This window comes from Chryseobacterium sp. CH21 (assembly GCF_004119445.1).
In the GTDB taxonomy this organism is placed as follows: domain Bacteria; phylum Bacteroidota; class Bacteroidia; order Flavobacteriales; family Weeksellaceae; genus Chryseobacterium.
Genome location: NZ_QICI01000044.1, coordinates 51297 through 65961 on the forward strand (window position 1 = coordinate 51297; position 14665 = coordinate 65961).

Sequence of the window (14665 nt, forward strand, 5' to 3'; positions counted from 1 at the left end):
TGTATAATTTTAAATGTTTGTTGTTTTAAATTTCCATAATAGTGGCTCCCCATGAGTATCCAACCCCAAATCCGGCCATCAAAACTTTATCTCCTGCTTTTAGCATTCCTTTATCCATCATATTTTTAAGGGCAATAGGAATGGTTGCAGAAACGGTATTCCCGGTTTTTTCCATATCAATATAGAACTTTTCCGCCGGAATCTTTGTTTTCTTTCTTAAATAATTCAACATAAAAGAATTCGCCTGGTGAAAAACAAAATGGTCAATATCATCCATCGTCATTCCGTTTACTTCCAGTGTTTCTTTTACAAGTCCCGGGATATTTTCAATGGTAAAATTAAAAATCTCAGGGCCATTCATGTAAATATTTTCAGGACTGAATTCATGCTCTGGATTCAGTTCAAAATCTTTCTTAAAAGCACCTTGCTTTACGATAAGATTTTCGGCACCACTTCCGTCTGTTCCCAGGCAAAACTGATAATCATTACCTTCTGCTTTTTCAATAATTGCTGAAGCAGAGGCATCTCCGAATATGCTTCTATTTCCTTTATCATCGGGGTGAATATGTTTGGAATATGTTTCTGAAGTCACCAAAAGGATACTTTTAGCAATCCCAGCAGCAATCAAGCCTTTCGCAAAAGCCAATCCATATACAAAGCCTGAGCAGCCAAGGTTAAAATCTATAGCTCCTACATTTTTTCTAAGCCCAAGTCTGTCCTGCAAAATACAAGCTGTTGTAGGCAAAAAGTATTCCGGGCTTTGGGTACAGAACAAAATAAAATCTACTTTATTTCTGTCATAGTTTTCGAAAATTTTTTCTGAAGACTGTACGGCCATATCCAGTACAGTTTCGCTATCTGAAGAAATATGACGTTGGGAAATACCTACTTTCTCCTGAATCCGTTCAGAGCTCCATTCGGGGAAAAGTTTTTCAAGATCCTCATTAGTTAACACCTGCTGAGGCAGATAATATTCTATTTTTGAAATTTTCATCATATTAATAAATTCTTTTTCTTTGCAAAAGTAACGAAAACAAATTTACACCTGTCATGATTTTTATATTCCGAATTTTATTAAAAATAGACTCTCTGTATCATAATTTTTTGAATAGAGGCAGTCTTGAAGTGGCAAAATATAGAGGAATGAAAGTGGGTAAAAATTTTAATATGCCTGATAAAGTATATTTCGGGACAGAACCCTACCTGATTGAAATAGGTGATAATGTGAATATTGCAGGAGATGTAAGATTCGTGAATCATGGGGGTACCACTACCCTGCTTAGAAAACTTCCCGGATATGAAGATGCCAGAATCCTTGGGAGAATAAAAATAGGAAACAACTGTACAATTGGCCTTAACGCTGTGATCATGCAGGATGTGCAAATTGGAAACAACTGTATTTTAGGTGCAAACTCTGTATTATCACAGTCTATGCCAGACAATACGGTCTTCATCGGAAATCCGGCACAGTTTCTCTGCACTATTGAAGATTATGGAGATATCGTTTTAAAAAATAATCCGGAATATCCTCGTGAACTGGAGAAAGACAGAAAAAAACTGGATGCTTATATCAAAGAAAATCTTCCTCACAAGTATAAAAAAGCAAGAAAAATTAAATAAATTTAGTCTTGTAAAATCATAAAAGAAAAAAACAAATTGAAAAAGAAAAAACTCCTCATTCGTATAGGTTCATTACGTCATGGCGGTGCAGAAAAGGTATTAATCAACTTTTTAAAAAACCTTCCTCCTGACAAGTATGAAGTTGATCTTCTGGTGAATCTTTATTCAGGGCTATACATTAAAGAGGTTCCGTCATGGGTAACTTTATACTACCTGACCAAAGGGGAAATGATAACAACCAACAGACCGCAGGATATCCCTGTAAAAGCTTATAGGGTTCTTTATCAGAAAATGTTTCTTTGGTTCCCTTCCCTGCTTTATAAGTTTGTTTTAAAGAATAAAAAATATGATGTAGAGATTGCAGCAATTCATGCAATGCATCAGGAAATACTATCCAGCCCACAAAAAGATTCAAAAAAAATTATCTGGGTGCAGAATGATATTTTCAATTTAAAGGAATACACTCCGGAGGTTATCAGGCAGTTTTTTAAATTCGATAAAATTCTTGTGATTTCTAATAAGCTGCAGGAAGGAATGTACAAACTTGCAAAAAATGAAACGGAAAAGGCATCAGTTATAAAAATTTTCAATCCAATAGACAGAAATGATACATTAAGTAAGGCTGATATTGCAATTAATGATTATCCTTTCAACAGTGATCTTCCTACTTTTGTTACTGTAGGAACCGTATATCCACAGAAAGGTTATGACAGATTACTGAATGTGCATAAAAGGCTTCTTGATGAAGGTTTAAAACATCAGCTTCTGATCATTGGTGATGGGTATGATTTTGAGACTATTCAAAACCAGCTCAACACATTGGGACTTCAGGATACTGCAAAAATGCTTGGTTTCAGCAGCAACCCTTATCCTTATATGAAAAAGGCGGATTTCTATATCATGTCTTCAAGGCATGAAGGTTTCCCCACAATCATAGCCGAAGCACTTATTCTGGACAAGCCTATTTCGGCAACGGATATTTCCGGAATCAGGGATCTTCTGCAGGATGGAAAACTGGGAAATATCACAGAAAACTCCGAAGAAGGAATATATGAAGGAATGAAAAAGTTTCTTACGGATAAAAATATCACTGAAGAATACAAAAAACAGATCTCACAAACAGAACTGCCATTTGTATTGGAAAAATCTGTGGAGCATCTTCAGAAAATAATTGATGAAGTATAAAAACATTGACAATGGCTGACTATTCTATCATTCAAAAAGATTTTTACAGGGAAAGCGGAAAATGGCTTTCAACATTTCAAATCTGGAAAAAGTGTATTAATCCTAATCTTCATTTTGTCTATATCTTAAGAATGGCCCAGAAATATCAGAAAACATCTGTTCTGAATACTTTCTGGAGAATTGTACTGAGGCATTATCAAATCAAATACGGATTCCAGATTTATCCTGAAACCCAGATTGGGGAAGGATTTTATCTTGGACATTGGGGAAGTCTTGTTATCAACCCTAAAACCGTGATTGGAAAAAACTGTAATATTGCGCAAGGAGTTACGATTGGTCAGCAAAACCGTGGAAAAAATGAAGGATCTCCTATTATAGGCGATGAAGTATGGATTGGAACGAATGCCGTCATTGTGGGATCTATAACCATTGGAAATAACGTTTTGATTGTTCCTAATTCTTATGTCAACTTTGATGTTCCCGCCAATTCTGTTGTCATAGGAAATCCAGCCAAAATTATCCCTACAACCAATGCTACAATGGACTATATTAACCGTAAAGTGTAGTAAACCCAGCACTTATAGTAAAATTTCTACTTGCACGGATCGGTTATTTCGTGTACATTTGTAAAAAATGTATTGTTTGATTGTAAAATAATGATACAATCGTTAGGTTTTATAAACAATATATTGTTTTTATAATCTAATAACATCAATCTGTCAATGTTATTTGTTCTGAAAAAAATCGCTTAATCTTAAAAACACAACCCGGGCTTATTATTAATTTAAAAAATAATTTTTGATGAAAAACACACTTTCTTATTATTCCCATTCTACATCTGCTTTATCAAATCTATAGTTACATTTTTGTATCATAGCAAAATCTAAACGAAAAGATGCAGCTCTCCGCCATGAAATTGTAACCATTTATCTTTCAAAAGTTTCTTTTTGAGTTGATACAACATCTTGGATCTTTAAGAATTATTATCTGATATTAATTTTTTTCATGCACTCTACGATTCTGATGTTCAGGCAGACTACCGAAAAAACAAGAAAGAATATTTAAATTCATTTTAACAGCCCAGAAACATATACCACCATGTTCAAAAAAATAATTCCCATTCTTCTCATTATACTCTATCTTACAGGTTTTCTTCTTTCTTTTCCCTATATTTTTGATAATCTGTTTGGAGCTGAAAAACTGGACAGTATCCGGAATATTTTAGAATACGGTGTTATGTTTTGTTCCTTCCTCGTATTCAATGCACTTCTTTTTAAGAATAAATATACATCTGTGATTGCTGTCATCTTATGTCTGTTATTAAGCATTAACTTTTTGATATCAGCGTCCTGTTTTCTTATTTATCATTCCGGGTTTAATGTAGGAATGGCCATCAGTATCCTTGAATCCAATCCAGATGAAGCAATGAGCATGTCTTATATGTTTATTCTTCCAGGTATTTTATTTTTTGTTTTTCTGGGGATGTTACTGTATTCAGTGAACTATCTTAAAAAAGGTGTAGTAAAATTGGATGCTAAGTTTATCATTATTGCCTTGTTATGGCTTATTCTGCCTTTTGGTTATCATCTTAAACACAGGTATGTAAGCAATAAAGGAGGCGGCAAGATGATTAAGAATGTATACTACCATTTATCCGATTTCAATACTGCATTGAATATACAGAGAGACATCAATGCAATTAAAAAGAATATTCCTGTTTTCAATATCAAAAAAATACAGCCCGGTATAGAAAATGTAATTTTGATCATCGGAGAATCCGAAAGAAAACAAAACATGTCATTATATGGCTACGATAAAAAAACGACTCCTTATACAGATCAGCAGGCAGACAATATGATGATTTTTGATAATGCCGTTTCTCCTGCAGGGATCACCAATCTAAGTGTTCCTCTGATGCTGTCAAGTATTCATCCGGATGAATTCAGATACCGCTATGATAAACTTTCCTATAACATTATCAATCTTGCCAATCAAAGTGGATATAATTCTTTCTGGCTTAGTACACAGGCTAGCGCAAGAGGAATAACCGCTATGGCCTCCATGTCCAAGAACAAAAAATGGGTCAATGGATTTGATGAAGTTATTGTTCCTGAACTGAAAAATGCCATTCAAAAGAAAGAAGATAAATTTATAATACTTCACATCATGGGGAGTCATCCAAACCCGTGTAACAGACTTCCTCCTAACTGGAATTCTGAAGGCATGGATTGCTATGACAGCTCTATAAAATACACGGATTTTGTATTCAAAAATATTTTCAGTACGCTGAAAAATACAAATTCTGTAGTAATCTATGCATCCGACCACGGACTTAAAATACAGGGAGACAAATTACTTCATATAGACTCTAAGGAATCTACCCAGGTACCTTTCTTCGTTTGGTTTGGTGATAAAGTACCAGCAAACTACAGAATTACAGGACATGAGTCTAAACAGACACAAACCACCTATATTTACCCACTGATTATGAAATATATGGGGCTGGAAGCACCTCAGCATTATAAAAATGAGGGTAATAAGTATCTGAACTTAGAGATGAAGAGTATGGAATATGATACATTGCCGAAGTAATATATATTTCTATATTACAACTGTTTTTCTACTGATGAAATAGGCAGCAAACAGATTAGGAACCCAGCATAGCCATGCCACAGCAATATAAGAGCTGTCAGCATCTCCTGTCAGCATTTTCAGTAAGGGATACCATAACCGCAGTGTTACCGCAGCAAAAGTACAAGCATAGCTAAAGGTCATCAACTGTTGATGTTTGAGGATATTTCTTTGCTTTATCTGTACAACTGCCGCAAGGGTTGTTATCAGCCAGATGCATCCCAAACAGATAAACCCTGTTGCTGAAATGAGTCCGCCATTTGCATAAAACCCCATATAAATACCTGAAACAGAAGCTATCATAACAGCTATCACATAAATGCTACCAATAATCCGGTGCATTCTTATATTTTTATTTCGGAATGAAGTGCTAAACTGACTCCATCCTATAAAAAGAGCCAACCCTCCGAATACTATGTGAGAAAAAAAAGCAGATTTCCAGATTACATTATGAAGTACTTCTAAGGATTTAGAACCAAGAAAGGTATATCGATGCTCTACAAAAGCATAGATCAGAGGATACAATCCGATAAGTAATGCCAAAGCACACATGATTACAAAGAGTAACTTTTTCATAGTTGTTCATTTAATTTTCTGCAAAAATGAGCATTCCCACAGCTTCATCTGTTCCAAAATGAAAGATGGAACCTATTTATAAAACATTAATAATAAACAACTTGAGATAAAACCGTCAATAGATCAATATAAATTATTCCATATGAATGCTTTGGCTCTTTAAAAACTCAGACGGTGAGCAATTCATGTACTTTTTAAAGTTTCTGTTAAAAGAAGTCTTGGAATTAAACCCACATTCAAATGCCAATGAAAGAATCGTGTATTTTTGATTTTCCGGAAGGACAACGGTACGCTTAAATTCTTCAATACGCTGCCTGTTGATATAATCATAAAAGTTTTTATGCTCTATAGAATTGATCACCTGAGATAATATATTAGGATGAACCTCTAATAATTGGGCAACAGTATTCAGATTAAGTTCCGGATCTTTGTATAGCTTTTCCTGTACCATTTGTGCACAAGTTTTTTATAAATAGATTGTATCGCCTCGTCTCCGGGAGAATTTTTCTGATATTTTACAATCTCATTATCAACCGCTCCTGTATCCTCAATATCAGGAAGAACAGGAATGTTCAAAATTCCTACACGGCTGATTCCAAAATAAGCAGCCACTACAATAAACAGAACTACCAGTGAGAATATGAGAATATCATTTCTAATAATCACTGCTATCCATATTAAAGCGATCCCAGCAATGAGATAATACAGCCAATTCAGATTCATTTTTTCAGTATTAGAATATTGACTGGATATGCCTTCCGTATATTTTCTTACAGTAAAAAGACTTAAAGCAACATAGATTATTCCTGATAAGATCATGAGATATTTAAGCACTTTACTTAATAACTTAAACTCATTATTTCCGCTCTGGTAAACAGCCAGTCTATCCCATGGGGACATTAAAAATAGTTGAGACAGCATCAGACAGATCATCAGAACAGGAATAGCGTTCAACAACCATATCTTCACACCCGGATTTCTTCCTGTAACACACAAAACATACAAATACAGCATGGGCCCGTGAATAAAAGGAAAGACAACTTCATATCCCAGAAGATAGGGAAACTTCAAATAGCTGCCGGAAAAAAACAGAATAAATAAGATAAGATGTATTCCTATAATCAGGAACCATCCAGCTAATATATAATCTGCCATTATTTTTTTGCGCTTTCCTAAAATCAAAAAGGAAGAGAAACAGGCAATAAAAACGCCTGCCAGATAAAATAGAGATGGTAAAGATTGCAGCCCAAAATCAGACATTCTATGAATACTTTAATTGACCTTTAAATTATTCATTTTTTTGACATATTATGATGATTTTTACCACCATACCTCAAAAAATTAATGAAGAGATCAATAATTAAGAATATTTTAATTCGTAAATCTCAAATTTTAATTTATACTTCGTAATTTTATCATGTTTTTTAAACGTTTGGATTACCATAGATAAGCCATTAGCTGTAATGCAAAGCATATCGGAATGTTAGATATGATTTTAAGCATATTTTAATATTAAACTTTGTTAAAAGTGATTGATTCTTTAACAAAAAGTATATTTTTGCACAATTATTGATTTAGTCTATTGATTTTGAAAATAATTTAAACGAAATAAATAATTATAAACTTTTAAAAATTTAAAATTATGTCACAATCGTACGAGGTTATTTTCGAAAACAACAAAAATGGGTAGAGTCCAAAGTAGCTGAAGATCCCAACTTCTTTCAGGAACTTGCCAAAACTCAGCATCCTGAATTCCTTTATATAGGATGTTCAGATAGCAGAGCTACAGCAGAAGAACTGATGGGAGCAAAACCGGGAGAAGTATTTGTTCACAGGAACATTGCTAATGTTGTCAATACTTTAGATATGAGTTCCACAGCCGTTATTCAGTATGCTGTAGAACATCTGAAAGTAAAACACATTATTGTTTGTGGCCATTACAACTGTGGTGGAGTAAAAGCAGCGATGACTCCTCAGGATTTAGGATTATTGAACCCATGGCTGAGAAACATCCGTGACGTTTACAGACTTCATCAGACAGAGCTGGATTCTATTGAGGACGAAAGCAAGCGTTATGACAGACTTGTAGAACTTAATGTTCAGGAGCAGTGCATCAACGTAATCAAAATGGCCTGCGTACAGGAAAGATATATCCTTGAGGAACAACCTATTGTACATGGCTGGGTATTTGACCTTAGAACAGGTAAAATTATTGATCTGGAGATTGATTTTGAGAAAACCTTAAAAGACATTCAAAAGATCTACAATCTTACAGGTTCTGATTGGGTAATGAGTAGAAAGACCAAATAGTTTTTCTAAAAAGAATGTAAAATGAAATTCTGGAGTATTATTGTATTAACGTTTTTTCTGAATTTTACAGCGCTGCCAAGTATTGCTGCGGTTGCGGGCTGGGATATTGCAAGAACGAATATTATAATCAATGAAGAAGAACCCCATTCTCACCCATCCTCATTTATTGTTTACGAAAAGACTATTCCGAAACCTTTAGATGTATTCGATTATCTGAAATTTTCAGAACCTGATGTTCAGGGCGTGTCTTTTGTACTGATTGATGATTCTTTTCATCTTTCACCTTTACTTACTATATTTTCTCCCCCTCCGGAAGCGTAACTCCTATAGTTAGATTTTTTTGATACCATTTCCATATCATTTTTGATATCGGATACACCCGTATTTAAAATTAATTTTTTTTTCAACTTCTTATAATTGACTTATTGATAAACCAATAAGCCTGTTATATCTTACAGCTTCACATTATGAAAAAGACATCATTAATAGGAGGAATCAAGGAGAACTTTCCTTCAGGACTCGTGGTATTTTTAGTAGCACTTCCGTTGTGTTTAGGAATTGCTTTAGCATCAGGTGCTCCCCCATTGTCCGGTATTATTTCGGGTATTATTGGCGGCCTGGTAGTAGGTACAATCAGTAATTCAAATATTTCAGTTTCCGGACCTGCTGCAGGTTTAACGGCTATTGTTTTAACGGCTATAACAGATCTTGGCGCATTTGAGCTTTTCCTTTGTGCAGGGATCATAGCAGGACTTATCCAATTGGTTTTAGGATTTGTAAGAGCCGGAAGTATATCCAACTATTTCCCAAATAACGTGATTGAAGGAATGCTTGCTGCCATAGGAATCATTATTATTTTAAAACAGATTCCACACGCATTAGGATTCGATAAAGATTACGAAGGTCATGAATCTATTTTTGATAATGGCCTGAACTTCGGATATTTTACAGAATTATTTGGAGCTATCCATCCGGGAGCTATCGTTATTACTCTAATTTCTGTAGCAATTCTTATTGCATGGGATAAAATCCACGTTCTGAAAAGGATGAAAATGCTTCCTGGAGCTTTGGTTGCAGTAATCGTAAGTATCCTTTTGAATCAACTCTTTAAGATGTCCGGAAGCTCTTTGGCTATTGAAACCCAGCATTTGGTTTCATTACCGGTTCCACAGACTCTTGATGATTTTAAAAATCTGATCACAACGCCTGATCTTAATGGTTTTACCAATCCTAAAGTCTGGATTGTAGGGGCAACAATCGCTATCGTAGCTTCTATTGAAACGTTGCTTTGTATTGAAGCATCAGACCGATTAGACCGACAGAGAAGAATCACAGATACCAATCTTGAGTTAAAAGCACAGGGAATAGGAAACCTTATCAGTTCTTTTATCGGTGGGCTTCCAATGACTTCAGTTGTGGTAAGAAGTTCTGCCAATGCCAATGCGGGGGCAACTTCTAAAATGTCAACGATTATTCATGGTATATTTTTATTGATCTGTGTACTTTCTATTCCTGTTGTATTAAATTTAATTCCATTGGCTACTTTGGCGGCGGTATTAATTTTGGTGGGATATAAATTGGCAAAGCCAGCTACATTCAAGCATTTCTGGCATTTAGGAAAATTCCAGTTTATTCCATTTGTAGCAACGGTTGCCGCAGTAGTAGCAACAGATTTGTTAAAAGGAGTAGGAATTGGTCTTGCCATCTCTATTTTCTATATTCTTCAGGGAAATATGAAAAGAGCTTACTATCTAAGTAGAGAAAGACTAGATGATGCTGACGGAATCAATATAAAACTGGCTGAAGAAGTTTCATTTTTAAATAAAGCAGCGATCAAAAAAACACTTAAAAACATTAAGCCCAACTCTACCGTTATCATTGATGCCAAGAATACTTCTTACATTGCAACCGATGTATTGGAGATGATTCAGGACTTTGCCAATATCCGTGCAAAGGAACAGGACATCAACGTAGAGCTTTTAGGCTTTAAAACTTCATACAGAGATTACGAAAGAAGTGAGGATTCTCACATTTTAGTTACTCATAAAAGAGCCATGTAATCTCAAACACAAATTAATTTTTTTAACTTTAAATTCGAAAATAATAAATAAAATATGAAAGCACATACATACGAAACACAATCAACAATTACTCCGGAGAAAGCATTAGAATTCTTAAAAGAAGGAAATCAAAGGTTTGTAAACAACCTTAAAGCCAACAGAGACCTTCTAGAACAAGTGAATGCTACCCGTGAGGGACAGTGGCCGTTTGCTGTAGTTTTAAGCTGTATTGACAGCCGTACTTCTGCAGAGTTGATCTTTGACCAGGGATTAGGAGACGTTTTCAGTATCAGAATTGCCGGTAATTTTGTAAATCAGGACATTCTTGGATCTATGGAATTTGGATGTAATGTTGCTGGTTCCAAACTTATTGTAGTATTAGGACACACAAAATGCGGAGCATTGAAAGGAGGTCTTGACGCTGCACAAATTGAAGGAATGGGAATGGACAACCTAAACCACTTGATCAATCACTTCAATCCTATCATCAATGACATCATTGAAGAAAATGAAGAACGTTCTTCAAAAAACAGCTCCCTTCTGGAAAGACTTAACCTGCAGAACGTAAGAAGTGCCATCGAAGATATCCGTAAGCAAAGTTCAACCCTTAAAAACCTTGAAGCAGAAGGCAAAATTAAAATCGTTGGAGCCAATTATGATGTTGAAACAGGTGTTGTAACATGGTTATAAAAAAATAAAATCATTAGATTTCAATTATAATTTACAGAAAATGCCACCGGAATCCGGTGGCATTTATTTTTTGTTATGATTTAGATTCATGCACATAAAAGTTCAGGCTGCCCTGTTACTTATCATCTTGAATCTGCTATCTATTTTATTTCCCGTTAAAGGCTGACATTGTATTATTCAAACCTGCAAATACAAAAGAAAGACTGGCCTTTGAAAACGTTTCAATTCTTTCTGTAAGCTTTTCCGATTCTTCTTCATTCCATGTTCCTAAAACATAATCTACCTGTCTCCCTGCAGAAAAATCAGCAGAGATCCCGAAACGCAGTCTTGCATAATTTTGAGTCTGTAATACTTCATTGATATTTTTAAGTCCATTATGCCCTGCATCAGACCCTTTTCCTTTCAATCTTAAAGTTCCGAAAGGAAGAGCAAGATCATCAGTAACGATCAGTACATTTTCCAAAGGAATATTTTCCTTCTGCATCCAGTATTTCACTGCATTTCCGGAAAGATTCATGTAGGTATCCGGCTTAAGGACAAACACTTTTCTTCCTTTGTGCTTTCCTTCTGCCAGCCACCCAAAGTTGGAAGTATTGAATGATACGTCAAGAGTTTCCGCTATTTTCTCAGCTACTTTAAAGCCTATATTATGTCGTGTATTTTCATATTCTGAGCCTTTGTTACCAAGCCCGACAATTAAATATTTCATCAGAAATTTTTGCAAAATTAAGGGATAAAAAATAAAAAACTCAATCTTAGGAAAGATTGAGTTTAAATATTGTTAAAAAATTATTCTATTGCGGTTTATAGATGTAATTAATGCCATATCCTTTCGTCATATAAGTCTGAAGATCATAAACGTAATTGGTACTCTTTACAATTGGAGTTGGAATTGGCGGTGTAAGATCTGTCACAGACCATCTCTTAGGATTGTTTGGAGATAAAATAAGACTTTCTTTATCATTGATAACCGTAGATAATAGTCTTGAAATTTTATATACATGCGGCAATAATGTGAATGGGCTCACCTGATCATCATATGCATAGTATTCATAGCTGTATTTGTTTGTAACAGGTCCTGGTGCACCTCCTGCCATAGTACCATAAAATCTCACTACTTTAGAAACATTATCTCCCACATAAGTATATCCTGTTCTTGAATAGTCTGTAAAAACAAGTGGAGCTCCTGCTACATCCGGACCGTTTCTCATAATGATAGAATCCAGTTTCCCTGTAGAATTGCTGTATACTATTCTATAAGAAGTTTTCTCTTTTTTAAGCAGGGTCTGTGGCCCCGGAGTAGTTGCCGGTGGTACAGGTGGAGGTCTTCTGAAGGTAGAACGGTTCTCAGAAATTGTCTGAAGCTTGCTGTTATTGGCATAAGTGAATAGTTGAGTGTAAGATACACTGTCTTTATCAAGCTTTCCGTTTCCATCAAGATCCAGGAAACCATTGAAATTAATCTGGCTGATTTTATCACCACTGTACATAATATTAGTAATGGAAGCACTGTCTGTGATTACTTTAGTCACAAGAAGGCCGCTGTACTGATATTCTGCGATCGTATCTTTATCTGTTATTTCTCTGTATAATGCTCTGGGACCGCTTAATCCTCCTGTATTATTAAGATCCAACAATGGATTCCCATCCTCATCCAATAAGCTCTTGCAGGAATATATTGAGGAAAAACCTGCGATGAGTAAAATAAAATAGAAAATTTGTTTCATTTCCTTGTAATTGATTATTTTTTTGACAAATATAATTTTTTTTTGCCTAAAAATTGTATTATTATTTATATTCTGGTAAGATTAATGACTATATTTCTCCTATAAATTTTTATAGGTAAAAGTCATGTTCTGATTTTTTTCTACAACCACATATCCCTGATTGTCATAAGAATAACTTTGAGCTGTATTAACAGGAGCTGCCGGTGATGGCAATTCTATAAACATTGAAGTAGGATTGTTCGGAGAGATTTTATAGAAATTTACCGGACTGATCAGACTTCGTGTGATGAAATAGACTGATGGAAGTGTAGAATATGGGCTTTTCTGAGCATCATAGTTTTGAAAACTATACTTGCTTACCACTGCTGTTGTCATATTCGGATTTCCGTTGATATCCAATAATCCTTTAGAGCAAACAACCTGAATAACATTATTCCCGTTATACACAAAAGCATAATCTATAAATCTGTTATAAGCACTGATCCCTCCTTCTTTTCTTTTCTCAAGAATTTTAGTAAGTTTATTGGTTACAGCATCATAAGTAAATGCATAATCACTTACTACAGATGCAGACGGGGTAGCTCCTGTTGCCGTAGAAGTTGCATTGTAAATCTTTTTACCAGTATCATCTGGAACAATATTAAATTCATAAACAAGGCTTGATGAAGCAGAGCTTACATATTTAATTTTAGTAATATTCTTGTTGGTATACGTTACTGTTCCTGTAAAATAAGCATTTCCGGAAGCAAATTCATCTTTGGATACCGCAGCCTGTAAATCTCCGGTTACCGCCATTGTAGTATATTCTTCCTGAGAAACATTGTTTGAGCTAACCTTTGCTAAAACTCTTTTAGGAGGCGGTCCATCATCCGGATCAGGGATGGATTCTGTAGGATCTGAGGTAGTATTACATGCTGTCAGCAGCCCAAGAAAAGCAATACCGGCAAACATTTTAAGAAAATAGTTTTTTACCATATAGAATTTTTTTAGCTTGTCCAAATATAATTCAATTTTTAATAATACACTTCACTTTATACGAACAAATTCACAAGGAATAGACTTAATAAACAAAAAAAATCTAAAAACATAACGTTTTTAGATTTCCAATTATTGTATTATTATGAAAATTAATAAGGCTGCAATATTGATGTTGTCAAAACAGATTGTGACATATCACTGTTAAGGAAGGTCGTATTCACTGCTGTTCCTACCCCAAGTGTAGATCCTGAAATGGCCCTTTTTGTACAGGCTACTTTCACTTTATAGTCATTTTTTGGAGTAAGATTAGTAAGCGTTGCATTCAGATTAAAGATTTTATAGGCTCCCGCATCCCCAAGCAATACGTCTGTTCTTACCGCTTTTAACTGATCATCTACAAATACTCCGCAAGCAAAACTGGCAGAATTGGCCCCTGTTTTTTGTACGGTTGTTTGAAATGAAAAAGTAGCTTTATTTGTTTGATTAGTCACAGAGAAACTATCCATTGTTCCTGTAAGTACAGACCAGTCAGTAGTAAGTGCTGCTCCATCATTATAAGGGTTTGTTGAACCATTATTCCCGGAAAAGCTCACTCCGGTTTTGTCAGAAACCGTATTAATGGAAAACACAGACATACTTCCTTGTCCGTCAGCAATTTTTATCGTTTTCCAGTCATTTGTATTTAAGTCTGTATTATTATGCAAAATATCACCTGCTGCTCCGGCAGATCCTTTCAATGCATCTGTACCTCCTGTTCTTAATTCTTTTCTGATATTAAGATCTCCATTCACATCCAGCATATTCGTTGGACTTGGAGTATTAATACCCACTTGAGCGGTTGCAGCAACAGTTAACAGAAGTGATGTTACAAATAGTATTTTTTTCATG

At 35.0% G+C, this 14665-nt stretch carries 15 protein-coding genes and 1 pseudogene; 8 read left to right on the top strand and 8 right to left on the bottom strand.

All coding sequences use genetic code 11. The features are described from left to right. Positions 1–25: 25 nt before the first annotated feature. Positions 26–997, bottom strand: coding sequence for a 3-oxoacyl-ACP synthase III family protein (locus BOQ62_RS08095; RefSeq protein WP_129038536.1), 972 nt, complete (start codon positions 995–997; stop codon positions 26–28). 146 nt (positions 998–1143) lie between these two features. On the opposite strand from BOQ62_RS08095, the gene BOQ62_RS08100 reads away from it, so the two are divergent. From BOQ62_RS08100 to BOQ62_RS08115, 4 genes are all read left to right on the top strand, one after another. Further along, complete coding sequence (locus BOQ62_RS08100; protein ID WP_227941083.1) at positions 1144–1620, top strand: acyltransferase; 477 nt, start codon at positions 1144–1146, stop codon at positions 1618–1620. Between the two features lie 36 nt (positions 1621–1656). Beyond that, complete coding sequence (locus tag BOQ62_RS08105; protein WP_129038538.1) at positions 1657–2805, top strand: glycosyltransferase; 1149 nt, start codon at positions 1657–1659, stop codon at positions 2803–2805. 11 nt (positions 2806–2816) lie between these two features. Next, the gene (locus BOQ62_RS08110; RefSeq protein WP_129038540.1) at positions 2817–3371 is read left to right on the top strand and encodes a serine O-acetyltransferase; all 555 of its coding nucleotides are present in this window, start codon (positions 2817–2819) and stop codon (positions 3369–3371) included. 532 nt (positions 3372–3903) lie between these two features. Further along, entirely contained in the window at positions 3904–5397 is a 1494-nt protein-coding gene (locus BOQ62_RS08115; RefSeq protein ID WP_129038542.1) for a phosphoethanolamine transferase, read from the top strand. Between the two features lie 9 nt (positions 5398–5406). Here BOQ62_RS08115 and BOQ62_RS08120 read toward each other — a convergent pair whose 3' ends face one another. The 3 genes from BOQ62_RS08120 to BOQ62_RS08125 form a co-directional block, all read right to left on the bottom strand. Continuing rightward, a complete protein-coding gene (locus tag BOQ62_RS08120; RefSeq protein ID WP_129038544.1) occupies positions 5407–6012 on the bottom strand; it encodes a DUF2306 domain-containing protein in 606 nt (201 codons plus the stop codon). A gap of 133 nt (positions 6013–6145) precedes the next feature. Further along, positions 6146–6463 carry a helix-turn-helix domain-containing protein gene (locus tag BOQ62_RS23045; protein WP_228413815.1) on the bottom strand — a complete coding sequence of 106 codons (318 nt, stop codon included), beginning with the start codon at positions 6461–6463 and terminating at the stop codon, positions 6146–6148. Further along, complete coding sequence (locus BOQ62_RS08125; RefSeq protein WP_228413818.1) at positions 6421–7167, bottom strand: alkaline shock response membrane anchor protein AmaP; 747 nt, start codon at positions 7165–7167, stop codon at positions 6421–6423. Before BOQ62_RS08125 ends, BOQ62_RS23045 begins: the two co-directional genes overlap by 43 nt. A 487-nt stretch (positions 7168–7654) precedes the next feature. On the opposite strand from BOQ62_RS08125, the pseudogene BOQ62_RS08130 reads away from it, so the two are divergent. The 4 genes and pseudogenes from BOQ62_RS08130 (at position 7655) to BOQ62_RS08145 (ending at position 11072) form a co-directional block, all read left to right on the top strand. Then, a pseudogene (locus tag BOQ62_RS08130) lies at positions 7655–8322 on the top strand (carbonic anhydrase). 21 nt (positions 8323–8343) lie between these two features. Then, entirely contained in the window at positions 8344–8643 is a 300-nt protein-coding gene (locus tag BOQ62_RS08135; protein WP_089692794.1) for a hypothetical protein, read from the top strand. A 146-nt stretch (positions 8644–8789) separates the two neighbouring features. After that, positions 8790–10382 carry a SulP family inorganic anion transporter gene (locus tag BOQ62_RS08140; RefSeq protein WP_129038546.1) on the top strand — a complete coding sequence of 531 codons (1593 nt, stop codon included), beginning with the start codon at positions 8790–8792 and terminating at the stop codon, positions 10380–10382. 54 nt (positions 10383–10436) lie between these two features. Beyond that, on the top strand, positions 10437–11072 hold the full coding sequence (locus tag BOQ62_RS08145) for a carbonic anhydrase (RefSeq protein WP_129038548.1): 636 nt from the start codon (positions 10437–10439) through the stop codon (positions 11070–11072). A gap of 145 nt (positions 11073–11217) precedes the next feature. On the opposite strand, the gene pth is transcribed toward BOQ62_RS08145, so the two are convergent. From pth to BOQ62_RS08165, 4 genes are all read right to left on the bottom strand, one after another. Next, on the bottom strand, positions 11218–11781 hold the full coding sequence (gene pth, locus BOQ62_RS08150) for an aminoacyl-tRNA hydrolase (protein WP_129038550.1): 564 nt from the start codon (positions 11779–11781) through the stop codon (positions 11218–11220). A gap of 85 nt (positions 11782–11866) precedes the next feature. Further along, the gene (locus BOQ62_RS08155; RefSeq protein ID WP_129038552.1) at positions 11867–12799 is read right to left on the bottom strand and encodes a hypothetical protein; all 933 of its coding nucleotides are present in this window, start codon (positions 12797–12799) and stop codon (positions 11867–11869) included. Positions 12800–12898: 99 nt separating this feature from the next. Then, positions 12899–13774, bottom strand: coding sequence for a hypothetical protein (locus BOQ62_RS08160; protein ID WP_129038554.1), 876 nt, complete (start codon positions 13772–13774; stop codon positions 12899–12901). Between the two features lie 152 nt (positions 13775–13926). Then, entirely contained in the window at positions 13927–14664 is a 738-nt protein-coding gene (locus tag BOQ62_RS08165; RefSeq protein ID WP_129038556.1) for a hypothetical protein, read from the bottom strand. Position 14665: the final 1 nt, after the last annotated feature.

Coding starts and splice junctions, on each gene's coding strand:
- BOQ62_RS08095 (WP_129038536.1), bottom strand. CDS start 997: ATGATGAAAATTTCAAAAATAGAATATTATCTGCCTCAGCAGGTGTTA.
- BOQ62_RS08100 (WP_227941083.1), top strand. CDS start 1,144: ATGAAAGTGGGTAAAAATTTTAATATGCCTGATAAAGTATATTTCGGG.
- BOQ62_RS08110 (WP_129038540.1), top strand. CDS start 2,817: ATGGCTGACTATTCTATCATTCAAAAAGATTTTTACAGGGAAAGCGGA.
- BOQ62_RS08115 (WP_129038542.1), top strand. CDS start 3,904: ATGTTCAAAAAAATAATTCCCATTCTTCTCATTATACTCTATCTTACA.
- BOQ62_RS08120 (WP_129038544.1), bottom strand. CDS start 6,012: ATGAAAAAGTTACTCTTTGTAATCATGTGTGCTTTGGCATTACTTATC.
- BOQ62_RS23045 (WP_228413815.1), bottom strand. CDS start 6,463: ATGGTACAGGAAAAGCTATACAAAGATCCGGAACTTAATCTGAATACT.
- BOQ62_RS08125 (WP_228413818.1), bottom strand. CDS start 7,167: ATGGCAGATTATATATTAGCTGGATGGTTCCTGATTATAGGAATACAT.
- BOQ62_RS08135 (WP_089692794.1), top strand. CDS start 8,344: ATGAAATTCTGGAGTATTATTGTATTAACGTTTTTTCTGAATTTTACA.
- BOQ62_RS08140 (WP_129038546.1), top strand. CDS start 8,790: ATGAAAAAGACATCATTAATAGGAGGAATCAAGGAGAACTTTCCTTCA.
- BOQ62_RS08145 (WP_129038548.1), top strand. CDS start 10,437: ATGAAAGCACATACATACGAAACACAATCAACAATTACTCCGGAGAAA.
- pth (WP_129038550.1), bottom strand. CDS start 11,781: ATGAAATATTTAATTGTCGGGCTTGGTAACAAAGGCTCAGAATATGAA.
- BOQ62_RS08155 (WP_129038552.1), bottom strand. CDS start 12,799: ATGAAACAAATTTTCTATTTTATTTTACTCATCGCAGGTTTTTCCTCA.
- BOQ62_RS08160 (WP_129038554.1), bottom strand. CDS start 13,774: ATGGTAAAAAACTATTTTCTTAAAATGTTTGCCGGTATTGCTTTTCTT.
- BOQ62_RS08165 (WP_129038556.1), bottom strand. CDS start 14,664: ATGAAAAAAATACTATTTGTAACATCACTTCTGTTAACTGTTGCTGCA.